Source organism: Microbacterium sp. NPDC088619 (genome assembly GCF_044752825.1).
In the GTDB taxonomy this organism is placed as follows: Bacteria; Actinomycetota; Actinomycetes; order Actinomycetales; family Microbacteriaceae; genus Microbacterium.
Map to the genome: position 1 here is coordinate 713,421 of NZ_JBIVLZ010000001.1, position 25,144 is coordinate 738,564.

Below are 25,144 nucleotides of genomic sequence, written 5' to 3' on the forward strand. Positions count from 1 at the left end.
GGGGTATACAAGAAGTCTTGTGCGAATTTGGACCCGGTTTTACCGTTGCATCCATGGAAGACATCTCGGTGATCACGGCGGTGCACCACCCTCTGCGCCGCCGCATCTACGACTACCTGCTGCTGTACGGCACCTCGCAGGTAACCACGCTCGCACGATCGCTCGGGAGTCAGGTCGGGAGCATCAGTCACCACCTGAGGATGCTCGAACGAGCCGGGCTCGTCGAACGCGATGAAGACCCCTCCGGCGACCGTCGTACCAGCTGGTGGAAGCTCGCTCGACGCGGCCTCACCTGGTCGGCGGAGGACTACGTCGACTCCCCCGCCGACGCTCTGCTGGCACGCGAGGCGCAGCGCCAGGGAATCCGGATGCAGATCGATCGCCTTCAGCGGTGGCAGCGACGCCATGGCGACCCCGCCTATGCGGCGTACGATGCCTCGAACACCGAGACGACCGCCTGGGCGTCTCCTGACGAGCTCCGGGATCTGAGCGCGCGCCTTCTGCGCACGATGGAGGAATGGCGGGCGTCCGTCGACCTCGAGGACGGGCAGGAGCGCACGCCGATCTTCTTCTTCGCGCACGCGTTCCCGACGACGCCATGAGCACCGCGGTCGGCCCCGTGCAGCTGTCGGAGCCACCGGCGTTTCGACGAGACCGCCGTGTGCACGCCTGGATCGCGGTCAAGGCGCTCTCCGATGCCGGGGATGCCCTGTGGACCATCGCCCTCGCCTGGACGGCCGTGCAGACGGCCTCGCCCGCGATCGCCGGGCTCATCGTCGCCGCCGGGACGATCCCTCGGGCGATCGTGCTGCTCTTCGGCGGTGTGATCGCCGACCGCTCCGATGCCCGGCGGGTGATGATGCTCTTCACCGTGCTGCGAGTCGGCGTGCTCGTCGCCGTGGCCGTCTGGGTCGTCGCGACCCCGCCGACCGTCGGCGTCCTGCTCTTCGCAGCGATCGCCTTCGGAATCTGCGACGCGTTCTACGAGCCGTCGGCCGGAACCGTCGCCCGCCAGCTCGTACGCCCGGGCGATCTCCCCTCCTATGGTGCGCTCGCACAGACCGCGTCGCGCCTCGGAACCATGGCCGGCGCGGCGATCGGCGGCGTGCTCGTCGCCTACACGGGGCTCGTGGGCAGCGCGGCCGTCAACGCCCTCACATTCAGTCTCGTCATCGCCTTCATCGCGATCTGGCTCCGGCCGCGCTTCCTGCTCGCCCGTGCGGCGAAGGAGTCCACATTGCACGGCATCGCCCGCGGATTCACCCACCTCGGCAGTCACCCGACGACCCGCACCCTCGTCATCGCGCTCTCAGGACTCAACCTCGCTGTCGGTCCGGCGGTGGGGATCGGGCTCGCGCTGCGCGCGCACGACGAGGGATGGGGCGCCCAGGCGGTGGGACTGTTCGAGGCGCTGCTCGGACTGGGTGCGGCTCTCGGCGCCGTCTCGGTCGTGAAGTGGCGACCGCGAAGAGAGGCATTCGCCGGTTTCTGGGCGCTCGTCGTGCAAGGCGCCGGAATCATCGCACTCGGCTGGGGCCCGGCGTGGGCGGTCGCGACCGCGGCCTTCGTCATCGGCGCGACCGCGGGATACGCCTCGGTCCTCCTGAGCGCCACCTTCTCTGCCACGGTCGACACCGCCTACCTCGGCCGGATGGGCTCGATCACCCGTCTCGGTGACGACTGTCTCATGCCCGTCGCCATGGCGGGGTTCGGTCTGCTGGCCTCGATCACGGCCGTCTGGGTGCCGTTCGCTCTCTTCGGCGGCACGATGATGGCGCTCATGGTTCTGCCGCTGAGCAACCGCACATTCCGGCAGCTCGCCCTCGCACCGACGACCTGACCGCGCCTGCGGCCGCTCCCGTCGACAGCCTCCCGTCGCCGCTAGAGTCGTCGCTCTCGCACTGTGGTTGACGGGGGCACGCAGGAACGCTGCCTGACCTCCTCGCGGACGGCGGTGCGCCCCTGATACGACGAAAGCCCTCGGAGAACCGAGGGCTTTCGCTTGTTGTGACCCCAGCGGGATTCGAACCCGCGTTACCGCCGTGAGAGGGCAGCGTACTAGGCCGCTATACGATGGGGCCGTCTGGCGGAACGTTTCCGTGCCGCGACAACTCAACAAGTATGCCATGACGATTCTCGCGCCGCCAAATCGAGCCGAGGCATCGTCGATTCCCGGGCGTGGCGCAGTGACGCGACGGTTTGCCAGCGAGGCCGCGAAGGAGTTGACTCACCTCATGCGCATCACGAAATTCGAACATGCCGCTCTTCGCATCCAGCAAGGCGATGACATCCTCCTGATCGATCCCGGCTCGTTCACCGCTCCCCTGACCGATCTCTCGGGTCTCGTCGCCGTCGTGATCACCCATGAGCACCCCGACCACTGGACGCCCGAGCACCTGGATCGGATCCTCCGCGCCGCCCCCGGCACTCCGGTCTACGCTCCTGGCGGCGTCGCCCGTGCGGCCGAGGGATACGACATCTCCGTGGTCGCTCCGGGCGAGACCGTCACGGTCGGCGCGTTCACGCTCCGCTTCTTCGGCGGCACGCACGAGGTGATCCACTCGTCACTCCCCACCATCGAGAACGTGGGCGTGCTGGTCAACGACGACTTCTACTACCCCGGCGATTCCTACGCGGTGCCGGAGGGCGTCGAGGTCGGCACGCTCGCCGCTCCGCTCGGGGCCCCCTGGCTGAAGATCGGCGAGGCCATGGACTACGTCCTCGCGGTGCACCCGCGTCGGGCGTTCGGCACTCACGACATGACCCTGTCTGTCGCAGGCAAGACGATGCACCGCCAGCGACTGCAGTGGGCGACCGAGCAGGGCGGCGGAGAGTTCTCGGTGCTCGAACCGGGCGACTCGCTCGACATCTGACCATGGCGGACTCCCCCTCCGCCGAGTACTCGCTCGACGAGAGCGGTGTGCGAGAGCTCCTCTGGCAGACGAGCCCTGGTCTCGCCGGACTGCCGCTGCGACTGTTCGCCGATGGCTGGGACAACTCGATGTGGAGGCTCGGTTCGGAGCTCATCGTGCGACTGCCGCGGCGCGAGCTCGCCGTGCCACTAGTCAAGAACGAGCAGCGTGCGCTCCCGTCGATCGGCCCCGCACTGGCGGCCGTCGGCATCGGCACTCCAGTGCCCCTGGTCGCCGGCGAGCCGAGCGCGCTGTTCCCGCGCCCCTGGTCGGTCGTCCCCTGGATCTCCGGAACGACAGCGCTCGCATCGTCACGTTCGGACAACACGGCGTGGGCGCCGCGACTCGCAGACGCCCTGAGTGCGCTGCATGTCCCCGCCCCCGCGGATGCTCCGCTCAACCCGGTTCGAGGACGCGCCCTGAGCACTCGAGACGACGCGATACGGCCACGACTCGACGCATTCGCGAATCGCACGACGCTTCGAGACGCCTGGGCCGCGGGTCTCACCGCATCGGTCTGCTCGGAGCAGGTCTGGATCCACGGCGACCTACACCCGGGCAATGTGCTGGTGGCAGACGGCACGCTCACTGCGCTCATCGACTTCGGCGACGTCACGGTCGGCGACCCCGCCTACGACCTCGCGTCGTCGTGGATGATCTTCGACGCATCAGGTCGCAAGACCTTCCGCAGAGCGACCGGAGCCCGATACGACGAGGCCACCTGGATCCGCGCCAGAGCGTGGGCGGCGTACATCGCCCTCGTCCTCCTGACCCAGAGCGACGACCGACCCGAGTACTTCGCCGTGGGGGCGAGCACCGCCGACGAACTCGACGCGGACTAGCCCTGCAACGCTCGAACGCGCAGCGCTCGGGTCAGGTGATCACGCTGCTCGATCACGATCCGGCGCAGCGCCGCAGGCGCCGAGCTGTTGTCCTCGAGCCACGCATCCACGAGATCGAGCGACGGCGAGGCGGGGAACAGCCCCACGACCAGCCGCTGAGCCAGCTCGATGCTCCTCGTGCCCCACGCGTCACCGATCCTCTCGAAATACTCGGCGTCGAACCCCGCGATGAGATCACGGCGTCCGCCAGCCCGGAAGCCCGCGATCACGGCATCCAGATGATCGTTGCTGAGCGTTCCGTCGTTCCAGGCTGCATCCCAGGCTGCGGCCCTCACCGCGGCATCCGGTTGCGCGGCGAGTGCCCTGCGAGCAGCCGTGCGACCGCTTCCCGTATCGTCGGACTCCAGCTGGGCGGCGACGTCATCGGCCCCTGCGTGTCCTGTCGTGACGAGAGCTGTGAGCAGCTGCCACCGCAGATCAGGGTCGATGGTGAGACCCGCCGGGGCTTCGCCGCGCAGAAGCGCGCGGACCTCCGTCGCGTGCACGTCGTCGAACACCGACGCGGACGCGAGAGCACGCGCCCATGACAGCTGCGCATCGCTGCCGGCATCCGATGCCTGCAGCGCAGCCCAGGACGTCTCCACCCACGCCCGCTGCTCATCCTGTCGCTCGTGGTCGCTCGCATAGTTCCGGATCGCGAAGAGGGTGTTCGCGAGTATGCCGGCGAGCAGACCGATGTTCGGCTCGTGCGGGGCATGCGCGCGCACGATCGAGGTGTATCTCGCCACCGTCAGCTCGCCGTCGCGCGTGGCGTTCCAGAGTGACGACCACACGACGGCCCTCGCGAGCGGATCGTCGATGGAAGACAGCGATTCGTGCACCGTCGTCAACGAGGTGTCGTCGAGCCGAACCTTGGCATAGGTGAGGTCGTCGTCGTTGAGAAGCACGAGATCGGCGTCCGGGACGTCGATCGGCGTCCGCTCCTCGTGGATGTCGAGCGCGAGCTGGTCGCGACGGACCACCCGCCCGTCGACGCGGTGATAGAGACCGATGCGCAGACGATGCGGGCGAGGATCGCTCTGCACGAGTACGGCGCCGCCATGCGCCTCACGCTCGAGGCGCAGCGTGGAGACCCCGGTCGTCTGCAGCCATGCCTGCGACCACTCGGTCATGTCGCGGCCGGACACCGCGCTCAGCTGCACGAGGAAGTCGTCGAGAGTCGTGTTGCCGAAGGCGTTCGCGGCGAAGTACCGACGGGCACCCTCGAAGAACGCCTCATCACCGACGAAGGCGACGAGCTGCTTCAGCACCGCGGCACCCTTGGCATAGGTGATGCCGTCGAAGTTCAGCTTCGCCGCCTCGAGGTCGGTGATGTCCGCGACGATCGGGTGGGTCGTCGGCAGCTGGTCCTGCTGGTAGGCCCACGCCTTGCGGTTGGCGGCGAACTTGACCCAGGCGTCATGGAAGCGCGTCGCCACCGCTGAGGCATGCGAGCCCATGTAGTCCGCGAAGGACTCCTTGAGCCACAGGTCATCCCACCACTTCATCGTCACCAGGTCGCCGAACCACATGTGCGCCATCTCGTGCAGGATCGTGTTCGCCCGTGCAGCGCGCTGGGCGTCGGTCGCAGCGCCACGCGAGAGGTACGCCTCGGTGAACGTCACGAGTCCCGGGTTCTCCATCGCTCCGAGGTTGTACTCGGGCACGAAGATCTGGTCGTACTTGCCCCAGGGATAGGGGTAGGCGAAGGCATCCGTGAAGAAGTCGAGCCCCTGGCGCGTGATCTCGAGGATCTCCTCGGACTCCAGGTACTGCGCGAGCGACTGCCGAGCGAACACGCCGAGCGCGATGCGCTGATCACCGCGCGCCCATTCGCCGTCGACCCGGGCGTAAGGTCCCGCCGCGACGGAGGTGATGTAGCTCGAGATCGGGAGCGTCGGGGCGAACTCCACACGCTGCACCCCGACTCCGGCGTCGACGGTCGCCGCGACCTGGTTCGAGAGCACCTCCCAGCCCGCAGGGGCATCGATCACGAAGGTGTACGGCGCCTTGATGTCCGGCTGCTCGAAGCAGGCCATCACGCGTCGCGAGTCGGCCGGCTCGTACTGCGTGTACAAGTAGGTCCGGTCATCGACGGGGTCGTGGAACCTGTGCAGCCCCTCGCCGGAGCGGCTGTAGCTTCCGACCGCCTCGACACGCACCACGTTCGTGTCGGAGAGGTCGTGCAGCTCGATGCGCGCACCGTCGTAGACCACATCGCGCTCGACGCCGTTCACGACGACTCGCTCGACGTTCTCTCCGATGAAGTCCAGCCAGGTCGAGTGCGCAGTCGTGGTGAACTCCAACGTGGTGGTCGTGGAGAACCCGCTGCGCGCCCGCTCGGGTGCACCCGTGAGGTCGAGTTCGACGCGGATGCTGCTCACGGAGACGGCGGCGGATCGCGCCGCAGTCTCCTCTCGCGAGAGATTGGCTGTGTCCATGTCTCCATCCTTCCATCTGAGGTCAGCGGAGGAGGACGACCATTGCGTTGCATCACGCAACAAACAGGCGTAGAGTTGCACTATGCAACAGCAGGAGGGTTCATACGGACGCCAGAGCGACAGCGCCGCCGTCCTGCGATCCCTCGTCGCGATCACGCGTCGCGGCCTCGTCGACGCACGGGCCGAAGAACCGAGCCTGTCGATCACCGATCAGTCCATCGTCATGGCGATCGCCGACGCCCCTGGGATCCGTTCGACGGACATCGCCCGCATGTTCCGCCTCAACCGATCGACCGTGTCGCGTCAGCTCTCGACGCTCGTCTCTCTCGGCCTGGTGCAGGAGACACCGTCATCTTCAGGGCGTGGCCGTCCGCTCGAGCTGACAACCGAGGGCGAAGAAGCCTTCCGCAACACGCTGCGTTCGCTGCAGGGCGTGATCGATGAGCATCTCGCCCGATGGACGGATGCCGAGGTGCAGCGCTTCGCGCACGACCTCCAGCGCTTCGACAGAGGTGACGACCAAGCTTGACCACGGCCCACAAGGCCACCAGAGGAAGAAGAGAAATGAAGAACATCACCGTTCTCGGCACCGGCGTGCTCGGATCGCAGATCGCGTTCCAGACCGCCTTCCACGGTTTCGACGTCGTCGCATATGACATCGATCAGCCTGCGCTCGACCGCGCGGCCGAGCGATTCGACGGTCTCGTCGGGCGCTACGTCGCCGAAGGTGTCGAGAACGCCGCAGACGGCGGCGCGCAGGCGGCGATCGGCCGCATCCGTCTCACATCCGACCTCGCAGAAGCCGCAGCCTCGGCCGACCTCATCATCGAAGCCGTTCCGGAGAACATCGAGCTCAAGCAGGGCATCTACCGGACTCTCGCCGACGCCGCACCGGCGACGACGATCTTCGCGACGAACTCCTCGACCTTGCTGCCGAGCGCACTCGCAGAGTCCACGGGGCGCCCGGACCGTTTCCTCGCCCTGCACTTCGCGAACGAGATCTGGTCTCACAACACCGCCGAGGTCATGGGCACACCCGCCACCGACGCCGCCGTCTACGAGAAGGTCGTCGAGTTCGCGGCCCAGATCGGCATGGTCCCGATCCAGATCAAGAAGGAGAAGGCCGGGTACCTGCTGAACTCGCTCCTCGTGCCCTTCCTCCAGGCCGGCGCCGACCTGCTCGTCGACGGGATCGCCGAACCGGAGGCGATCGATGCCACGTGGCGGATCGGCACGGGCTCCCCGGCTGGCCCCTTCGAGATCTACGACATCGTCGGGCTGACCACGGCATACAACATCTCCCGCATGGGAGGCGAGAAGCAGCAGCGCTTCGCCGAGCTGCTCAAGGAGCAGTACATCGACAAGGGCAAGCTGGGCGTGGCGACCGGCGAAGGTTTCTACACCTACCCCCGAGAGAGCTGAGTCCCCTCAGCGCCCGAGCAGCCGGCGGATCGCCGTCTCGGGCGAGACGCTCAGGTCGAGTGTCCGCCCACGTGCGTAGAGACGGAAGACGCGCGGGTCGATATAGCTCCCCCGCGCCACCGCGAGCGTGTTGCCGAGTGCCGTCGCCGTCGCCTGGACAGCGAGGCGCTCGGCGCGCCGCCGCTCGTTCTTCGTCTCGAGTCGACCGATCCGTGCGAGGGCGTCAGCCGCGAGGATCGTGCCGTGCAGCGTGCGGAAGTCCTTCGCCGTGAAAGCCGTCCCGGCGACCTCCCGCAGGTAGTCGTTGACTTCGCCCGACGTCAGGCGCACGCGTCTCCTCCCCTTCCGATAGGCCAGCAGAGGCGCACGCGGCGACCCGACGGCGAACTCCGAGAGCGCATCGGCCAGCGGTGCGTCCGTGATCTCGATGGACGCGACCTGCTTGCTCTTGGCGGGGAAACTCAGTGAGACGGTGCTTCCGTCCACTCGGACGTCACGGCGACGCAACGTGCTGAGCCCCCGGCTGCCGTGCTTGACGAGATATCGTTCCGACCCGATGCGCAGCGCGGCGTCGTCGAGCAGACGGAAAGACACCGCCAGCGCCCGCTCTCGCGTCAGGCCCGGTCCGCCGATGGCGCGCGTGACCTTTGCCCTGGCCGCAGGCAGGGCCGCTGCCAGCTTGAGCGCTCGGGCGAACTTGCGCTGATCCCTCCCCGTGCGCCAGAGCGGGTGGTAGAGATACTGGCGCCGGCCCGCGTCGTCGGTGCCGACCGCCTGGATGTGCGCGAGCGGGTCGGCGGCGATCCAGACGTCCTTCCAGGCCGGGGGAATCGCCAGATCGCGGATGCGCTCGCGATCCGGCTCGTCCACCGGCGTGTTGCCGGCATCGACATATCGGAATCCGGAGCCCGATCTCACACGCCGGATCCCCGGTGTCTCGCCGGGCACAACTCTCGTGAGCGCCATCCTCGTCCTCTCGCCGCATCGTGCGTCGTCGATCACGATGCCGTCGCCACGTCGTCCGGTGAAGGGCATGGCGCCGGATGCCTTCGACCTGCTAGGTGATGGCGATCAGGCCCAGGAGGCCCTCGTCAGAGCCGACGCATGAGGATTGTCGACAGCACCGGGCGTCTGACATCCTCATCACTATGACGATGACACTCGAGGAGTTCCGCGAATCCCTGACCAGAGCAGATCTGCGGGCCGCCCTCGGGTTGCAGCTGACGGATATCGAGGCGGGGCAGGTCGCCGCTGACCCAGCCTCCACTCAGAGCTGGTACTCGTACTGGCTGTCGACTCAGCCGACACCCCCTCCGCCCGCGTACGACGCGCGGTCGCACGACGCTCCTCCGCCCGCGCAATACGACGGCATCCCCTCCCCTGACGTGCAGCAGACCACACCGCTGCCAGGCGTGCTCGCAGGCTCGCCCGAACCCGCCTACGCAGCGGCTGAGGCGTACCCGGGGTATGGGGTCGCTCCCGGCGCTTCACCCGTGTATCCGGGTTCTCCGGTGGCGCCCGACGGCGAGTCCGGCAAGAGGAAGCGGGTCGGATTGTGGGTGACCCTGTCGATCCTCGGTGCTCTGCTGCTGATCGTGGCGATCGTCGTGGTCTTCGCCTTCGCCACCGCACGTCATTGGACGAAGACCGATGTGGCTGAACAACCCGAGACCTTCCACAGCGAAGAATACGAGACCGGCCGCGTCGACGTCACGATGGATGACGTGAACCCGTGCTCGGTGAACCAGGACTGGACCGACTGCACGAACCTGATGGTCGCGACCTATACGGCCGCCTGCGTCGATGTCGAGCTGACCGAGACCGCGACGCTCCTGTGCACGGAGTACAGCGCCGCGATCGACGAGATGAAGGCACAGGACGGCGACGGCTTCTACGTGGCGACCCTCGGCAGCTATGGGAGCCTGCATCAGACACCTGAGATCGACACTCGCCAGGTCTCCAACGACGACTACAAGCCTGCCGTGACCCACGAGGCGGTGTGCTACCTCGAGTTCATCGGCGAGTGCGAGTAGGCAGTCCGCCAGAAACGACGAAACCCCCGCCTGAGCGGGGGTTTTCGTCTTGCTGGGGTACCTGGACTCGAACCAAGAACAACGGAACCAGAAACCGCCGTGTTGCCAATTACACCATACCCCAAGGGCGAAACCGGAGTCTCGCACCGAGAGTCAAGCTTACCCGAGCCGTGGCCCGAATGCCAAAACGCCTCGATCCGTCCGGGCGCGTCGCCCGCCGGTCGCTGCAGGCACTCGACGATCACGACGGGCAGGAGAGCACCGAGCCGATGCTCCCCCGCCCGACGGCATCGTCAGTTCGCGAGGAACTCCGACAGCGACCGGAGGCGCCGCAGCGACTCGTCCTTGCCCAGGAGCTCCATGGACTCGAACAGCGGGGGCGAGATCCGACGGCCGGTGATCGCGACTCGGGGAGGGCCGTAGGCGATGCGAGGCTTGAGCTCGAGCTTCTCGACGAGCGCCTCGGCGAGCGCCTCCTGGATCTTCTCGGGCGTGAACTCGGTGACCGGCTCGAGCGCGACGACGCAGGCATCGAGGACCTCACCGGCGTTCGCGGGCAGCCCCTTGAGCGCGTCGGCGTCGTATGAGACATCGTCGGTGAAGAGGAACCCGACCATGCCAGGCACGTCGCCGAGCAGCTGCACGCGCTCCTGCACGAGCGGCGCGACGCGGAAAGCGCGCACGAGCTGCTCGTGCGTGGGCTCATCGAAGAGGCCCGCGGCAGCGAGGTACGGGATCGTCCTCTCGGCGAAGTCCTTCTCGTCGAGATTGCGGATGTGGTCGCCGTTGATCGACTCGGCCTTCTTCTGATCGAAGCGTGCCGGGTTCGGATTCACGTCGACGATGTCGAACGCCTCGGTGAACTCGTCGAGTGTGAACACATCACGGTCGTGGCCGATCGACCAGCCGAGGAGCGCGAGGTAGTTCAGCAGCCCCTCGTGGATGAAGCCGCGATCCCGGTGCAGGAACAGATCAGCCTGCGGGTCGCGCTTCGACAGCTTCTTGTTTCCGGTCTCCCCCAGCACCAGGGGCATGTGGGCGAAGCGGGGCACGAACGTGGTGACCTCTGCCTCGATCAGCGCCGCATAGAGCGCGAGCTGGCGAGCCGTCGACGGCATCAGGTCTTCACCGCGCAGGACGTGGGTGATGCCCATCAGCGCGTCGTCGACCGGGTTCACGAAGGTGTACAGCGGGATGCCGTTCGGACGCACCACCACGAAGTCCGGGAAGGATCCTGCGGGGAAGGTGACCTCGCCACGGATCAGGTCGACGTAGGTGAGGTCCTCGTCCGGCACTCGCAGACGGAGCGCGGGCTGACGCCCCTCGGCGCGGAACGCGTCCTTCTGCTCCGCCGTGAGGTCCCGGTCGTGGTTGTCGTACCCGAGCTGCTTGGCGCGGCCGGCGGCCTCGTTGCGAGCGTCGATCTCCTCCGCGGTGGAGAAGCTCTCGTACAGGGCACCGGAAGCGAGGAGCTTGTCGATCACGCCACGATAGATGTCGTGGCGCTCGGACTGACGGTAGGGAGCGTGCGGGCCGCCGACCTCGACGCCCTCGTCCCAGTCGATCTTGAGCCAGGTCAGGGCGTCGACGAGCTGTCGGAAGCTCTCCTCGCTGTCGCGGGCAGCGTCGGTGTCCTCGATGCGGAACACCATCTTCCCGCCGTTGTGGCGGGCGTACGCCCAGTTGAAAAGGGCTGTGCGGACCATGCCGACATGCGGCAGTCCGGTCGGCGAAGGGCAGAAGCGGACGCGTACGTCGGCTCCGCTGGCGGTCGTGGTGAGGGGGTGCGGGGTAGCCATATCCCATTGATTCTAGTTGCCGGGTGCCGTCTCGACCGCTCCGATCCGCCCGCCATCGCGGCCCGGTGACGAGTGGTCACCGTGGGTAACAGTCCCTCACCCTGGGTAACAACCCGCACTCGGCCCCGTCGCGCTCCTATCGTTGCCGCATCGACCAACCGGAAGGGTGACGACGTGACAATCACGGATGCAGTGACGACAGGCCTCAGCGATCGCTGGAGGGGCGCACCACGACCTCAGACGAGCCTCGAATGGATCGACCGCGCCGAGGAGGTGGCCGACATCCTCGCGGTGGATGCCGTCGAGAGGGACCGGGCGAACGCGACGCCCCGGGCCGAAGTCCAGCTGCTCAAGGACTCGGGTCTCGTCACGCTGCTGGGCCCTCGCGACCACGGCGGTGCCGGCGAGAGCTGGGACACCGCGTACCGGGTGATCAGGGCGGTGGCCCGCGGCGACGGCTCGCTCGGACAGGTCCTCGGCTACCACTACCTGTGGGCGTGGGCCGCCCGTCTCGTGGGAACGGAAGAGCAGATCGCCGCGGTCGAGGAGCTGTACACCGCGAACGACCTCGTCTTCGGCGGCGCCGTCAACCCCCGAGACTCCGACCTCGTGGTCCGCGAGGACGGCGACGACCTGGTGTTCTCCGGCAGGAAGTCCTTCTCGACAGGTGGACAGATCTCAGATCTGACCGTTCTCGAAGGCGTCCTCGAAGGCACGGAGACGCACATCTTCGCGATCGTCCCCACGGCGCAGGAGGGAATCGTCTTCGCGAACGACTGGGACAACCTGGGCCAGCGACTCACCGAATCGGGCTCGGTCGAGATCCGGGACGTCCGCGTCCCCTGGTCCGCGGCGGCCGGCTTCGTCGATCGGGTGTTCCAGCCTCTGACCTACAACACCCTGAACGTGCCGACCATCCAGCTCGTGTTCGCGAACTTCTACCTCGGCATCGCACAGGGTGCGCTCGAGACGGCATCCGCCTACACCCGATCCACCACCCGCCCTTGGCCGTATGGCGGCGACGACAAGCAGCATGCGACGGACGAGTGGTATCTGCTCGAAGGCTACGGCGAGCTGGCCTCGAAGCTGTGGGCGGACGAAGCACTGCTGGATGCGGTGGGCTCCGAGATCAGCGCGGTGCTGCACGCCCCGCGCGAAGAGCTCACTGCACGCAGACGGGGCGAGATCGCCGTGCGCATCGCGGCGGGGAAGTTGCGCATCATCGACGACGGCCTGGAGGTGGCCACGAAGATCTACGAGCTCACCGGTGCACGCGCGTCCGCCAACTCGGTCGGCCTCGACATCTTCTGGCGCAACCTGCGCACGCACAGCCTGCACGACCCGATCGCGTACAAGAAGCGGGAGGTCGGCGACTACGTGCTCCGCAATGAGGTGCCCGAGCCGACCTGGTACACCTGAGCTCCGCGCTGCCGCACCCTCGGCGCCGCTCCCGCGCAGGCGGTCTCGGCGCCGAGGGATCGCGGAGCACTCCGACCGCGCCCGGACTCAGCGCCGCGACGCGACGGCGACCGCAGCAGAATGGGCCAGCGGAAGGCGGCCGGCGATTGAGCGCTCGTCGCACACGGAGTCGAAGGCCGCGCGGAACGACCGCCGACCGGTGTCGTCGAGTGCTCGATAGAACTGCCCGGCTCCCCCGACGCCTCCCTCGGCGGACGCCCACAGCGCTGTCGACTTCACCGACCACGTCCAGGTGATCTCCCTCACCTGCGGGCGCACCCACCCCGCGTCGTCGAGCATCGTCGCGAAGCCCTCGACGGTGCGCTCGAAGTCCTTCTCCGGCGGCAGTCGCTCCCCCGTCGCAGGAATGAGTGCCGCACGCTCGCACACCTCTCGCCAGAGCCACGTCGGCGAGTTCGTCCAGATCGTGGCCGCGACGAGGTCGGCGGAGACACGGAGCAGCTCACCGGCCGATGCGCGCGGGTCGGCGACGTGGTTCAGCACGAAGTTCGCCACGACGACGTCGAACTGGCCGTCCTCGAAAGGCAGGTCAGGCAGCGTTCCGTCGCGCACCGGAATCGCGGGATGCTCGCGCAGCGCCACGTCTCGCATCGTCGGCTCAGGCTCGCATCCGGTCGCTTCCCAGCCGGCATCGGCGAATGCGGCCGTGAGCATTCCTGTGCCCGACCCCACGTCGAGCAGCGTCCGCTCCCCAGGGGTTCCGAACGCTCCGAGCAGGGCCTCCGCGGTCCCGACGCAGAGCGACGCGTAGGAGTCGGCGTATGCGCGTCCGGTGCCCGCCCAGTCCTTCATCCGCGAGAGCGGCCGAGCGGCGACAGCACGACGATGGCGATGACGATCACCGATGCCGCGATCCCGAGCCCTGCGTACTGGAAGTTCGCGAGCACCACACCCGCGAGCACAGCGCCTGCTGCGGCCGAGAGACTCATCAGCGAATCGCTGCGGCCCTGCCTGCGCGTGCGGATCTCGGGGGCACTCGACTCGGTCAGCAGCGCGGCCCCTGCCACCGTCGCCGCGCTCCATCCGAGCCCCAGCAGGATGAGAGCGACGATCACGCCCCATTCCCGATCGTTCGCGAAGACGGCGAAGGCGAGCGCCCCGGCGAGAAGGATCTGACCCAGCAGAACCACTCGTAGCCGCCCCCATCTGTCGGCGAGGATGCCGAAGACGGGCGACAGCGCGTACATGCCTCCGACGTGCAGGGCGATCGTGATGCCCACGAGCGCCGAGACATCGGCCGGGGTGGGCGCCATGCCGTGTGCACCGTGCGCCATATGGGCGAGGTGGACAGGGGTCATCGCCATGACGGAGGCCATCACCACGTGCGAACCGGCCACCGCGAACATCGCGTAGCGCGCGACCACAGGTCGGTCGGCGACGACAGTGCCCGTCGCCTTCGCGGCCGCCGAGGCGAGCCGCTGCGCTGCCAGAAGCGGGTCGGGCCGGAGCGCAACGAGGTACAGGACGAGCGCGACGCACTGAGCGACGAACGAGAAGGCGTACGAACCGGTCTGTGGCGGCATGCCGATCGCGGCCCCGACGATCTCCCCCGGCCCCAGCAGCAACGGCCCAGCGACACCGCCGATGGTGGTCGCCCAGACCACGATCGAGAGGTCCCTTCCGCGATGCTGCGGTGCGGCGAGGTCGGTCGCGGCGAACCGCGATTGCAGATTACCCGCATTGCCGGCGCCGATCATCAGGATGCCGACGAGCAGCAGCGGGAACACCCGCAACGACGCCGCGAGGATCACCACCGCGATGCCGACGAGGGCGAAGAGGTTTCCCAATGTGAGGGCTCGGCGTCGGCCCATCTTGGCAGCCAGGCGCGCGAGCGGGATGGCGCACAGCGCGGCGCCGAGGGTGACGGACGCCGTCGCGAGCCCCGAGAGTGCGTCGCTGCCGGAGATGTCGGCTGCGAGAAGCGCACCCAGAGACACCGTCGCCCCGAAGGCGATCCCGCCCAGGACCTGCCCTGTGGAGAGAACCAGCACGGTTCTCCGTTGCACCGCTGTCTGCTGAGCCGCCGTCAGGGCGACCACGGTCATGATGCGCGCACGGCGTCGCGCACGGTGTTGCGCAGAATACCCAGACCGGTGATCTCGACCTCGACGGTGTCGCCGGCGACGAACTCGCCCACACCGGCCGGTGTGCCCGTCAGGATGACGTCGCCTGGCAGCAGTGTGAAGGCAGCCGATGCGTGCTCGATGATCGCCTCGACGGAGTGGATCATGTCGGTCAGCGGGGCCTTCTGACGGACCTCGCCGTTGACTCGGGTCTCGATCGTCGCGACCGACGGATCGAACTCCGTGCTGATGGTCGGGCCGAGAGGGCAGAACGTGTCGAAGCCCTTGGCCCGAGCCCACTGGCCGTCCTTGCGCTGGAGGTCACGCGCGGTGACGTCGTTCGCGATCGTGTAGCCGAGAACGTGGTCGAGAGCGTCCGCCGCCTTCACGTTCTTCGCGACGCGTCCGATGACGACAGCCAGCTCGCCCTCGTATTCGGTCTGCTCAGAGATCGAGGGGCGCACGATGGCGTCACCGGGGCCGATCACGGCGGTGTTGGGCTTGAGGAACAGCAGCGGCTCGTCGGGGGCCACTCCCCCCATCTCGGCGGCATGGTCGTGATAGTTCTTGCCGACGCACACGATCTTGGATCGAGGGATGACCGGCGCGAGGATCACCGCATCGGCGATCGGGACACGGTCTCCCGTGGGCTCGTACCCGGCGAAGAGCGGATCGCCCGCGAGGACGACCAGGTCGGTGTCGTCGACGATCCCGAAGAGGATGGCGTCGTCATGGCTGAATCGGGCGATCTTCATCCCACCAGCCTAGCCAGAGTGCCGGACGACGAGGCCCCGCTGTGCAGCGTGCGCACAGCGGGGCCTCGTCAGTGCGACGTGCTCAGGCGTCGAGGCGCAGGAGCCAGCCGTGCTTGTCGTCCCGGCGGCCGTACTGGATGTCGGTGAGCTCTTCACGCAGCGACAGAGCGAGCTCGCCGAGCGGCTGCGGCTCGTCGAATCCGTCGCCCACCAGGGCGCCGATCGGCGTCACGACCGCGGCGGTGCCGCACGCGAACACCTCGACGATGTCGCCGGATGCCACGCCCTCGCGCCACTCGTCGATCGAGATCGGTCGCTTCTCGACCGTGTAACCGCGGTCCTCTGCGAGCTGGAGCAGAGAATCCCGGGTGATGCCCTCGAGGATGCTGTCGGACTCGGGCGTGACGACCCGGCCGTCCTTGAAGACGAACACGACGTTCATGCCACCGAGCTCTTCGACGTTGCGCTCTTCATCGAGGAACACGACCTGGTCGCAGCCCTTCGACGCTGCCTCGCTCTGAGCGAGCAGGCTCGACGCGTAGTTCCCACCCGTCTTGGCCTTGCCCGTGCCGCCCTTGCCCGCTCTGGCGTAGTCCTCCGAGAGCCAGATGCGCACGGGCTTCACGCCGCCGCTGAAGTAGGCGCCCGCGGGGCTGGCGATCACGTAGTACGCGACCTTCTGCGCCGCGCGGACGCCGAGGAAGGCCTCCTTGGCGAACATGAAGGGGCGCAGGTAGAGGCTCTGGTCGGCCCCGGACGGCACCCAGCGGCCGTCGACCGCGATGATCTCGCGCAATGACTGGATGAAGTACTCGGTCGGCAGCTCGGGCAGCGCGAGTCGACGTGCACTGGCCTGAAGCCGGGCGGCATTGCGGTCGGGGCGGAAGGTGTGGATCGAACCGTCTGCGTGACGGTAAGCCTTGATGCCCTCGAAGATCTCCTGCGCGTAGTGCAGCACGGAGGCGGCGGGGTCGAGCGGGATCGGACCGTACGGCTGCACGCGCGGGCGGTGCCATCCGCCCTTGACGGACCAGCAGATGTCGACCATGTGATCGGTGAAGACCACGCCGAAGCCGGGGTTCTCGTGAACCTCGGCGACGCGTCCCGGCGTCGCGGCGGTCAGGTTCTTGGTCACCGCGAACTCCAGTGGAGCCACGGTGGTCTCGGCGTCGATGGTCGTCATCTCGTCATCCATTCCTCGTGCGGCGCGCATCCTCGCGCCGTCTCAGCCTACGCCTGTCGGTCAGAGCAGAGCAGTGATCGCGGAGCCGATCTCCGCCGTGCTGCGCGCACCCGAGCGGGTCGCGATGTCGGATTCGACGGCGACGCTCACACGAGCGGCCTCCGTAGCGAATCCGAGGTGGTCGAGCAGCAGCGCGACCGACAGGATGGCCGCGGTGGGGTCGGCCTTCTGCTGACCCGCGATGTCGGGAGCGGATCCGTGCACCGGCTCGAACATCGACGGGAACGCACCGTCGGGGTTGATGTTGCCCGAGGCGGCCAGGCCGATGCCTCCGGTGACCGCGCCGGCGAGGTCGGTGAGGATGTCGCCGAACAGGTTGTCGGTGACGATCACGTCGAAGCGCGAGGGGTCGGTCACCAGGAAGATCGTCGCTGCGTCGACGTGCAGATAGTCGACAGCCACATCGGGGTGCTCGGCGGCGACCTCGTTCACGACTCGCTGCCAGATGGCACCGGCGTGCACGAGCACGTTGGTCTTGTGCACGAGCGTGACCTTCTTGCTGCGCCGCTCGGCGAGGTCGAAGGCGTAGCGCACGACTCGCTCGACGCCGAACGCCGTGTTCACCGAGGTCTCGTTGGCGACCTCGTGAGGTGTGCCCTTGCGGATCGCGCCGCCGTTGCCGACGTACGGCCCCTCGGTCCCCTCGCGCACGACGACGAAGTCGATCGTGCCCGGGTTCGCGAGCGGTCCGGGAGCACCCGCGAACAGCTTGGACGGACGCAGGTTGACGTAGTGGTCCAGCGTGAAGCGCAGCTTCAGCAGCAGGCCGCGCTCGATGTTCGCGTCCTTGAGCCGGGGGTCGCCCGGCGTGCCGCCGACCGCGCCGAGCAGGATCGCATCGTGCTCGGAGATCGACTGGAGGTCGCCGTCGGTGAGCGTGTCCCCCGTCTCGAGGTACCGGGCCGCACCGAGCGAGAAGCGGGTCTTGTCGAACGTCACATCGCTGGAGGCGGTGACCGCATCGAGTACCTTCTCGGCCTCGGCGACGACCTCTGGGCCGATTCCGTCACCGGGGATGACGGCCAGCTTCACGACACGCGACATGACACTCCTTGCATCGGGATGAACCGGCCAGCACTCGGGCGGATGCCGAGCGGGCCGGTTCTCCCAGAGTACTGGTCAGTGCGTGGGAGCCTTGCGCAGTGTGACGGCCGCGATCACTCCGGCGAGGACGACCAGCCCCGCGCCGATCAGCGAGGTCACCATGACGCCCGAGCCGAATGCCGCGGATGCCGCGTCCCACAGCGCATCTCCGAGCTGTGCCGGAAGCTCCTGCGCGGCCGTGTAGGCGCCTGCGAGCGTCTCGGTCGCTGCATGCGCGGCTTCGGCGGGAATGCCATCCGGAACCACGAGCGCGCCTCGGTAGAACGCGGTGATGAGGCCACCGAGCACTGCCGTGCCGAGAACGGCGCCCAGTTCGTAGGCCGTCTCCGACACGGCGCTCGCGGCTCCGGCCTTCTCCGCCGGAGCGCTGGAGAGGATCAGTTCGTTCGAGATCGTCTCGGCGCCGCCGATGCCGATCCCGAGCACGACGAACGCGAGGATGAGGGGGGCGACGCCGTAGTCGACCGTCGTGAACGCGACGAGCAGGTAGCCCGCCACCGAGAAGACGAGTCCTGCCGGGACGAGGATGTGCGGGGGCACCCGACGCGAGATCGGCACCACCGAGAGCCCTGCCACGATCATCGCGACCATGCCCGGGACGAGTGCTGCTCCCGCGGTCATCGGCGAGAGGCCGAGCACCAGCTGCAGGTGTTGCGAGACGAAGTACAGGAAGCCGACCAGCGCGACCACGCTCAGCAGGTTCACCAGGATCGCTCCGGAGAACGAGCCGCGGCGGAACAGTGCCATGTCGAGCATCGGCACCTCGGCGCGCGTCTGACGTCGCACGAAGAGATAGCCCATGGCGACGCCGAGCAGTGCCCATGCTGCGGCCGTGAGACTCGGACCGTCGACGGCGAGCGACTTGATCGCGTAGACGACGGGGATCATCGCGGCCATCGAGAGCACGATGCTGACGATGTCGATGCGCCCCGGGTTCGGGTCGCGGCTCTCGGGCACCAGCAGAGGCGCGGCGATGAGGAGCGGGATGAGCACCGGCACGGCGATCAGGAAGACGGACCCCCAGTCGAAGTGCTCGAGCAGGAACCCGCCCACGATCGGACCGAGCGCAGAACCGGCGGAGAACGCCGACGCCCACACGGCGATGGCCAGGCGACGCTGGTCGCGGTTCTGGAAGATCGAACGCAGGAGCGACAGCGTCGAGGGCATCAGCATCGCCCCGAAGAAGCCGAGAAGTGCGCGAGCGGCGATCAGCAGACCCGCGGTCGGCGCGAAGGCGGCGAGAGCCGAGACTGCGGCGAAACCGGTCGCACCGATCAGCAGCATCCGACGACGTCCGAAGCGGTCGCCGAGGGTTCCCATCGTCACGAGCAGGCCGGCGAGCACGAGCGGGTACACGTCGATGATCCACAGCTGCTCGGCACCTGTCGGTGCGAGTGCGATCGATATCTCAGGGAGCGCGAAGCTCAACACCGTGTTGTCCACCGACACCAGGAGAACCGGCAGCATGAGGACGACGAGCGCCGCCCAGCCGCGGGCTCCGACGCGGGGAGCATCCGTCTCTGTCGTCGGGATCGACGCAGTACGGGTCATGGAACACCTCTCAGGATCACGACGGCCTCGTTACTAAACCGTCCAGATGGTATAGTAACAGAATCGTCACACTGCCGCGCTACTGTGATGCAAGACGAACAGAGGACCCCGATGCCCCGACCTCCCCTGGCCCGAGAACGCGTTCTCGACGCCTTCGAAGCGATCGTCATCGAAGACGGTGAGCGCGCAGCCACCCTCGACGCGACAGCCAAGGCCGCCGGCGTGTCGAAGGGTGGGCTGCTCTACCACTTCGGATCGAAAGAAGATCTGGCCGCAGGGCTGATCGAACGCCTCGACGCGCTCACGACGGCGGATCTCGAGCGTATGACGACGGCAGAAGAGGGGCCGGTGGCGTACTACGTGCGCACCTCCGTCATGGAGGACGATGCGCTGGATCGCGTACTGATCGCTGCGACGCGACTCGCCCAGGGCGGCTCGGCTCCGGCAGCCGACGCGCTGCGCAGGAACCGGGACCGGTGGGAGGACACGATCCGCCCCCACGTGCGGGATGCAGCGAGCCTCGACCTCGTGATGCTGCTGAGCGACGGGCTCTATTTCAACAACTCGCTCGATGTGCACGGACCGGAGCGATTGGTCCCCCGCAGCGACGAGCTCTCCGACCTGATCGCTCTCGTGCTCCGCGCGACGGCACCCTGACCTCCCGGCCCCACACGCAGAAAGCGGGAGGGCGGCCTTTCGGCCTGCCCTCCCGCTCCGCTGATCCGGGTCTGCGCTGGTCAGATGTCGGTGATCTCGATCTGACGGAACAGGTCGGCGTCGATCTCGCTGCGCAGGTCGTCGAGGAGGTCGTCGGACACCGGCGAGTCCAGCGTGAGCACGCTGAGGGCCTGGTCGCCGGCGCCGAGACGCGAGATCTGCATGCCCGCGATGTTGATGCCCGCCTCACCGAACTTCTGCCCGTAGACCGCGACGATTCCGGGGCGGTCGGTGTAGAGCATCACGACGTGGTGCTTCTCGATCGGCAGCTCGAGTGCGTGGTCGTTGATGGCGACCAGCTTCTCGGCCTGCTTGGGACCGGTGAGGGTGCCGGACACCGAGAGCTGCGATCCGTCCGAGAGCGCGCCGCTCAGGGTGATCACGTTGCGGTACTCGTCGCTCACGTCGTCCTGGAGCAGGCGGACCGCGATGCCGCGCTGGTCGGCGAGCAGCGGAGCGTTGACGTACGAGACCGTCTCGCTGACGATGTTCGTGAAGACGCCCTTGAGCGCCGCGAGCTTCAGGACACTGACGTCGAAGTCGTTCAGCTCGCCGTGCACCTCGACGTCGAGGCTCGTGAGAGGCGAGGTCGCGAGAGCGGCGAAGATCTGACCGAGCTTCTCGACAAGCGAGATACCGGGGCGGACATACGGATCGATGACGCCACCGGCGACGTTGACCGCGTCGGGAACGAGGTCGCCTCCGAGCGCGAGACGCACGGAACGCGCGACCGAGACGCCAGCCTTCTCCTGCGCCTCCTCGGTGCTCGCACCGAGGTGCGGCGTCACGACGACGTTGGGGAGGTCGAGCAGCGGACGAGCGGTTCCCCCCTCGGCGGGCGGCTCGGAGGTGAAGACATCGAGGCCTGCACCGGCGATCTCACCGGCGACGAGGGCCGTGTGGAGTGCCTCTTCGTCGATGAGGCCACCGCGGGCGACGTTCACCACGAAGGCGGTCTTCTTCATGGCCTTGAACTGCTCGGCGCCGATCATGCCGGTCGTCTCGGGCGTCTTGGGCATGTGGATCGTGAGGAAGTCCGCCTCAGCCACGAGCTCGTCGAGTGAAAGGAGCTGCACGCCGAGCTGCTGCGCGCGGGCCGACGTGACGTAGGGGTCGTACGCGACGACGCGCATGTCGAACGCGGCGAGGCGGGCGGCGACGAGCGCACCGATGCGGCCGAGCCCCACGATGCCGACGGTCTTCTCGAAGAGCTCCGCGCCCGTGAACGAGCTGCGCTTCCACTGACCGGCCGCAAGCGATGCATGCGCTGCAGGGATCCGGCGGGCGAGGCTGAGGATGTGTCCGACAGTGAGCTCCGCGGCCGAGACGATGTTCGACGTCGGAGCGTTGACGACCATGACGCCGGCCGCGGTGGCCGCCTTGATGTCGACGTTGTCGAGTCCGACGCCTGCTCGGGCGACGACCTTGAGCTTCGGCGCGTGCGTCAGCGCCTCCTCGTCGATGTGCGTCGCCGAGCGGATCAGCACCGCATCGGCCTCCGCGAGCGAGGCGAAGAGCGCCTCACGATCGGTGCCGTCGACGTTGCGGACGTCGAAGTCGGGGCCGAGGGCCTCGATCGTGGCGGGAGAGAGAACTTCGGCGATGAGCACGACGGGCTTCGGCACAGGGATCCTTCGGGGCAGCGCGACAGGGGGCCGATGCGCCGCACACCATGGGGGCGCGATCACCTCAACTGTACCCGAGCGCTCCTGCTGCTCCGTGCCGTGTGACGGTGTGGATCAGACCACCGACGTCACGAGCTCCGACAGATTGAGGATGCTGTAGCCGATCAGACTGAGCCAGAACACCGCCACCACGCCGAGGCCGGCCAGCAGCACCAACGCGAGTTCGCCTGCTCGACGCCGTCGACCGATCCCATAGGCGAAGACGAAGACGATCACCGGGAAGACCACACCGAAGAGGAGCGTCACCCAGCCGATCCCGGTGAGTCCGCTCTGTGCCATCGAGATCAGGTGGGCCACGGCGTTCCAGACCGCGTAGGCGTAGAAGAGCCCTGCGATGCCGAGCACGACCGCGCTCAGCCACCGAGGGGATCCGGTGGCTGCCGGCTGTGCCGACTGCTGCTCGGTCATGATCCGATCACCCCCACCGTCACGAAGGGCCACGGCACGAGGAGCACCACTCCGAGCAGGAGCAGGCCGATGCGGATCCAGGCGGCCTTGGCCCGGGTGAGGACCCACACCGCGAGGAACCAGAGCGCGGGCGCCGCCACCGCGAGCACGAACCACGGCACGTACATGGCATCGGCGACGATCAGATTGGCGAGCGGCTTGAGCCGCAGGCCTCCGACGACCCAGCCGATGCTGTAGAGCAGGTATACCCCACCGACGACCCCGAGTGTCAGGAGCATCGCTGTGCTGAGGTGAGTCGCTTCCGGCTCCTCGGGCATCGTGACCGAGCCATCCGTCTCGACGCGCCCGACGGCCTCGCTCCCCCGGCCGACGGCGTTCCACCCGTCCGGCAGGGCTGCATCTTCGGAGGCGCCACCACGGGGCGCGGATGCCTCTGTGTCGGACTTCTCGGGTGCGGGCGCCTTCGGTGCGACGCCGTCGTCACCGTCCCAGCTCAGGGCGTCGTCGGAATCGGAAGTCATGTCCCCAGCGTAGGACACGTCGTCCACTATGCTCGGGGGCATCTGGGCCACCGGGGCCCTCTCCGGAAGGACGATCGTGGCCGAGCAGAACAAGAGCGCCGACCAGAGCCCCTCTGGCGGCTCCGTCGACGAACCCGCGGCCGGGTGGAAGCCGACGGCCGCCGCCAAGTCCAAGGCCACGATGTTCCGCTGGATAGCGGCCGCGCTGTGGGCGATCGCCATCGCGTCCGAAGCGGTCGCGATCTTCTGGCTGCTCCGCCAGCGTGAATACGTCGGCGAGGACGGTGCCCTCGTCCGTGATCCGGATACCGGTCTGCTTGAAGACCGCGGCGTCACCGTGGTGTTCCCGCAGTGGGCGTTCATCACGCTCCTCGTGCTGCTCGTGTTGATCGCAGCCCTCGCCATCACCGGTTCGATCCTGTGGAAGAAGGCGAACCGTCTCGACCCCGCGCGCAGGTCCGAGACGGTGCGCTTCTTCGTGCAGAACCAACTCGGCGCGATCATCGCGATCGTCGCGTTCCTGCCCCTGGTCATCCTCATCTTCCTTAACAAGGACATGAGCAAGGGCCAGAAGACCACCGCCGGGATCGTCGGCGTGGTCCTCGCTCTGCTCGCCACGGTGATCGGAGTGGACTTCAACCCGCCGTCCGTCGAGAAGTACACGGCAGATCAGTCTGCGGTGATCCAGCTCCTCGGCAAAGACGAGGTCGTGTGGGTCGACGGAGGCGCGGTCTACCACGTCTGCGAAGACGTGTCGGACATCCAGACGGGCAGCGAGAAGCGCATCGGCACCACAGCAGAAGCCGTGGAGGCCGGCAAATCCCGCCTCACGCTGAAGTTCGCGTCTGAGCTGAACGCCTGCGGGCTTCCCGTGCCTCAGAACGCCGACGAGATCGAAGACGCGCTGCGCGAGATCCAGGCCGGCGCGGCTGACACCGCTCTCCCCGCCCCCGTCTGGGCCGATGCCGCGGATGCTCCCATCGAGGTCGAGGACGCTGCCCCGTCCGAGTGACCTCTCACACATGTAGAAGGGGCCCGGTGCGATTCGCACCGGGCCCCTTCTGCGTCTGCGAATCAGCGCGCAGCGCTGCCGTCGACGTAGTCCTCGTCCTGCTGCTTCCATGCGAAGAGCGAACGCAGCTCCTTGCCGGTGGCCTCGATGGGGTGCGTCTCCTCCTTGGCCCGCAGTGCGAGGAACTCCTCGCCACCGTTGTCCTGGTCGTCGATGAACCGCTTCGCGAACGCGCCGCTCTGGATGTCGGCGAGGATCGCCTTCATCGACTCCTTGACCTCCGGGGTCACGACGCGGGGGCCCGACACGTAGTCGCCGTACTCGGCCGTGTCGGAGACCGACCAGCGCTGCTTGGCGATGCCGCCCTCCCACATGAGGTCGACGATCAGCTTCAGCTCGTGGAGCACCTCGAAGTAGGCGATCTGCGGCTGGTAGCCCGCCTCGGTGAGCGTTTCGAAGCCGGCCTGCACGAGGTGGCTGACGCCACCGCACAGCACGGCCTGCTCGCCGAACAGATCGGTCTCGGTCTCTTCGGTGAAGGTCGTCTTGATGACACCGGCACGGGTGCCGCCGATGGCCTTCGCGTACGACAGGGCGGTCGCCCAGGCGTTGCCCGATGCGTCGCGCTCGACGGCGATGATGTCGGGGATGCCGCGACCGGCGACGAACTCGCGACGGACGGTGTGACCGGGGGCCTTCGGAGCGACGAGGATGACGTCGACGCCCTCGGGAGCGTCGATGTAACCGAAGCGGATGTTGAAGCCGTGCGCGAAGGCGAGCGTCTTGCCCTCGGCGAGGTTCGGGGCGATGGACTCGCTGTAGATCGTGCGCTGGTGCTGGTCCGGCGCCAGGATCATGATGAGGTCGGCCCACTGCGTCGCGTCCGCGACGGTCTTGACCGCGAATCCGGCCTCCTCCGCCTTCGGCGCCGACTTCGAGCCCTCCTTGAGAGCGATCGCGACCTCGACACCCGAGTCGCGAAGGTTCTGCGCGTGCGCGTGACCCTGCGAGCCGTAGCCGACGATGGCGACCTTCTTGCCCTGGATGATCGACAGATCGGCGTCTGCGTCGTAGAAGATCTCGGTGCTCACTGGTTTTCTCCTTGATTGGTGTTCGTG

At 67.7% G+C, this 25,144-nt stretch carries 23 protein-coding genes and 2 tRNA genes; 10 read left to right on the plus strand and 15 right to left on the minus strand.

The genetic code is table 11. From position 1 onward, the window contains the following. Window positions 1–53 precede the first annotated feature (53 nt). Together ACIP5T_RS03780 and ACIP5T_RS03785 are read left to right on the plus strand one after the other, a co-directional pair. The gene (locus ACIP5T_RS03780; RefSeq protein WP_056308008.1) at window positions 54–602 is read left to right on the plus strand and encodes a helix-turn-helix domain-containing protein; all 549 of its coding nucleotides are present in this window, start codon (window positions 54–56) and stop codon (window positions 600–602) included. Then, window positions 599–1,840 carry an MFS transporter gene (locus tag ACIP5T_RS03785; protein ID WP_400860697.1) on the plus strand — a complete coding sequence of 414 codons (1,242 nt, stop codon included), beginning with the start codon at window positions 599–601 and terminating at the stop codon, window positions 1,838–1,840. Before ACIP5T_RS03780 ends, ACIP5T_RS03785 begins: the two co-directional genes overlap by 4 nt. Before the next feature lie 168 nt (window positions 1,841–2,008). Here ACIP5T_RS03785 and ACIP5T_RS03790 read toward each other — a convergent pair. Then, a tRNA-Glu gene (locus tag ACIP5T_RS03790) sits at window positions 2,009–2,081 on the minus strand. A gap of 153 nt (window positions 2,082–2,234) precedes the next feature. Here ACIP5T_RS03790 and ACIP5T_RS03795 point away from each other — a divergent pair. Together ACIP5T_RS03795 and ACIP5T_RS03800 are read left to right on the plus strand one after the other, a co-directional pair. Beyond that, window positions 2,235–2,873: an MBL fold metallo-hydrolase gene (locus ACIP5T_RS03795; protein WP_400860699.1), complete on the plus strand. Its 639-nt coding sequence runs from the start codon at window positions 2,235–2,237 to the stop codon at window positions 2,871–2,873. Window positions 2,874–2,875: 2 nt separating this feature from the next. Then, on the plus strand, window positions 2,876–3,754 hold the full coding sequence (locus ACIP5T_RS03800) for an aminoglycoside phosphotransferase family protein (RefSeq protein WP_400860701.1): 879 nt from the start codon (window positions 2,876–2,878) through the stop codon (window positions 3,752–3,754). Here the strand turns inward: ACIP5T_RS03800 and pepN are convergent. After that, complete coding sequence (gene pepN / locus ACIP5T_RS03805; RefSeq protein WP_400860702.1) at window positions 3,751–6,234, minus strand: aminopeptidase N; 2,484 nt, start codon at window positions 6,232–6,234, stop codon at window positions 3,751–3,753. The genes ACIP5T_RS03800 and pepN overlap by 4 nt on opposite strands. 82 nt (window positions 6,235–6,316) lie before the next feature. Here pepN and ACIP5T_RS03810 point away from each other — a divergent pair, with 82 nt between their 5' ends. Beyond that, window positions 6,317–6,763: a MarR family winged helix-turn-helix transcriptional regulator gene (locus ACIP5T_RS03810; RefSeq protein ID WP_400860704.1), complete on the plus strand. Its 447-nt coding sequence runs from the start codon at window positions 6,317–6,319 to the stop codon at window positions 6,761–6,763. A gap of 35 nt (window positions 6,764–6,798) precedes the next feature. After that, window positions 6,799–7,656 (plus strand): 3-hydroxyacyl-CoA dehydrogenase, encoded by an 858-nt coding sequence (locus ACIP5T_RS03815; protein WP_400860706.1) that lies wholly within the window; start codon window positions 6,799–6,801, stop codon window positions 7,654–7,656. 6 nt (window positions 7,657–7,662) lie between these two features. On the opposite strand, the gene ACIP5T_RS03820 is transcribed toward ACIP5T_RS03815, so the two are convergent. Continuing rightward, window positions 7,663–8,622: a DNA topoisomerase IB gene (locus ACIP5T_RS03820; RefSeq protein ID WP_400864595.1), complete on the minus strand. Its 960-nt coding sequence runs from the start codon at window positions 8,620–8,622 to the stop codon at window positions 7,663–7,665. A gap of 182 nt (window positions 8,623–8,804) precedes the next feature. Between ACIP5T_RS03820 and ACIP5T_RS03825 the strand changes: the two genes are divergently transcribed. Then, the gene (locus ACIP5T_RS03825) at window positions 8,805–9,689 is read left to right on the plus strand and encodes a hypothetical protein (protein ID WP_400860707.1); all 885 of its coding nucleotides are present in this window, start codon (window positions 8,805–8,807) and stop codon (window positions 9,687–9,689) included. 52 nt (window positions 9,690–9,741) lie between these two features. Here ACIP5T_RS03825 and ACIP5T_RS03830 read toward each other — a convergent pair. Beyond that, window positions 9,742–9,813 (minus strand) — tRNA-Gln (locus ACIP5T_RS03830). A gap of 169 nt (window positions 9,814–9,982) precedes the next feature. Continuing rightward, the gene (gene gltX, locus ACIP5T_RS03835; protein WP_400860709.1) at window positions 9,983–11,488 is read right to left on the minus strand and encodes a glutamate--tRNA ligase; all 1,506 of its coding nucleotides are present in this window, start codon (window positions 11,486–11,488) and stop codon (window positions 9,983–9,985) included. A 174-nt stretch (window positions 11,489–11,662) separates the two neighbouring features. On the opposite strand from gltX, the gene ACIP5T_RS03840 reads away from it, so the two are divergent. After that, complete coding sequence (locus ACIP5T_RS03840; RefSeq protein ID WP_400860711.1) at window positions 11,663–12,907, plus strand: acyl-CoA dehydrogenase family protein; 1,245 nt, start codon at window positions 11,663–11,665, stop codon at window positions 12,905–12,907. Between the two features lie 87 nt (window positions 12,908–12,994). On the opposite strand, the gene ACIP5T_RS03845 is transcribed toward ACIP5T_RS03840, so the two are convergent. The 6 genes from ACIP5T_RS03845 to ACIP5T_RS03870 all read right to left on the minus strand — a co-directional run bounded on the left by ACIP5T_RS03845 (window position 12,995) and on the right by ACIP5T_RS03870 (window position 19,683). Beyond that, on the minus strand, window positions 12,995–13,759 hold the full coding sequence (locus tag ACIP5T_RS03845) for a class I SAM-dependent methyltransferase (protein ID WP_400860713.1): 765 nt from the start codon (window positions 13,757–13,759) through the stop codon (window positions 12,995–12,997). Beyond that, window positions 13,756–15,012 carry an MFS transporter gene (locus ACIP5T_RS03850; protein WP_400860714.1) on the minus strand — a complete coding sequence of 419 codons (1,257 nt, stop codon included), beginning with the start codon at window positions 15,010–15,012 and terminating at the stop codon, window positions 13,756–13,758. The genes ACIP5T_RS03845 and ACIP5T_RS03850 overlap by 4 nt, the downstream gene beginning before the upstream one ends. Then, on the minus strand, window positions 15,009–15,785 hold the full coding sequence (locus ACIP5T_RS03855) for a fumarylacetoacetate hydrolase family protein (RefSeq protein WP_400860716.1): 777 nt from the start codon (window positions 15,783–15,785) through the stop codon (window positions 15,009–15,011). The genes ACIP5T_RS03850 and ACIP5T_RS03855 overlap by 4 nt, the downstream gene beginning before the upstream one ends. Before the next feature lie 82 nt (window positions 15,786–15,867). Continuing rightward, window positions 15,868–16,968, minus strand: a complete 1,101-nt coding sequence (locus tag ACIP5T_RS03860) for a branched-chain amino acid aminotransferase (RefSeq protein WP_400860718.1) — start codon at window positions 16,966–16,968, stop codon at window positions 15,868–15,870. 60 nt (window positions 16,969–17,028) lie between these two features. Beyond that, a complete protein-coding gene (locus ACIP5T_RS03865; RefSeq protein WP_400860720.1) occupies window positions 17,029–18,072 on the minus strand; it encodes a 3-isopropylmalate dehydrogenase in 1,044 nt (347 codons plus the stop codon). 75 nt (window positions 18,073–18,147) lie between these two features. Further along, on the minus strand, window positions 18,148–19,683 hold the full coding sequence (locus tag ACIP5T_RS03870) for an MFS transporter (RefSeq protein WP_400860721.1): 1,536 nt from the start codon (window positions 19,681–19,683) through the stop codon (window positions 18,148–18,150). 111 nt (window positions 19,684–19,794) lie between these two features. Between ACIP5T_RS03870 and ACIP5T_RS03875 the strand changes: the two genes are divergently transcribed. After that, window positions 19,795–20,340 carry a TetR/AcrR family transcriptional regulator gene (locus ACIP5T_RS03875; protein ID WP_311243407.1) on the plus strand — a complete coding sequence of 182 codons (546 nt, stop codon included), beginning with the start codon at window positions 19,795–19,797 and terminating at the stop codon, window positions 20,338–20,340. Window positions 20,341–20,420: 80 nt separating this feature from the next. Here ACIP5T_RS03875 and serA read toward each other — a convergent pair whose 3' ends face one another. From serA to ACIP5T_RS03890, 3 genes are all read right to left on the minus strand, one after another. Beyond that, window positions 20,421–22,025, minus strand: a complete 1,605-nt coding sequence (gene serA, locus ACIP5T_RS03880; RefSeq protein ID WP_400860723.1) for a phosphoglycerate dehydrogenase — start codon at window positions 22,023–22,025, stop codon at window positions 20,421–20,423. Window positions 22,026–22,139: 114 nt separating this feature from the next. Continuing rightward, complete coding sequence (locus ACIP5T_RS03885) at window positions 22,140–22,493, minus strand: hypothetical protein (protein WP_400860725.1); 354 nt, start codon at window positions 22,491–22,493, stop codon at window positions 22,140–22,142. Then, complete coding sequence (locus ACIP5T_RS03890; RefSeq protein WP_400860727.1) at window positions 22,490–23,014, minus strand: hypothetical protein; 525 nt, start codon at window positions 23,012–23,014, stop codon at window positions 22,490–22,492. The genes ACIP5T_RS03885 and ACIP5T_RS03890 overlap by 4 nt, the downstream gene beginning before the upstream one ends. A 76-nt stretch (window positions 23,015–23,090) precedes the next feature. On the opposite strand from ACIP5T_RS03890, the gene ACIP5T_RS03895 reads away from it, so the two are divergent. After that, window positions 23,091–24,026, plus strand: a complete 936-nt coding sequence (locus ACIP5T_RS03895; protein ID WP_400860729.1) for a hypothetical protein — start codon at window positions 23,091–23,093, stop codon at window positions 24,024–24,026. A 62-nt stretch (window positions 24,027–24,088) separates the two neighbouring features. On the opposite strand, the gene ilvC is transcribed toward ACIP5T_RS03895, so the two are convergent. Beyond that, entirely contained in the window at window positions 24,089–25,117 is a 1,029-nt protein-coding gene (ilvC, locus tag ACIP5T_RS03900) for a ketol-acid reductoisomerase (RefSeq protein WP_400860731.1), read from the minus strand. Window positions 25,118–25,144 lie beyond the last annotated feature (27 nt).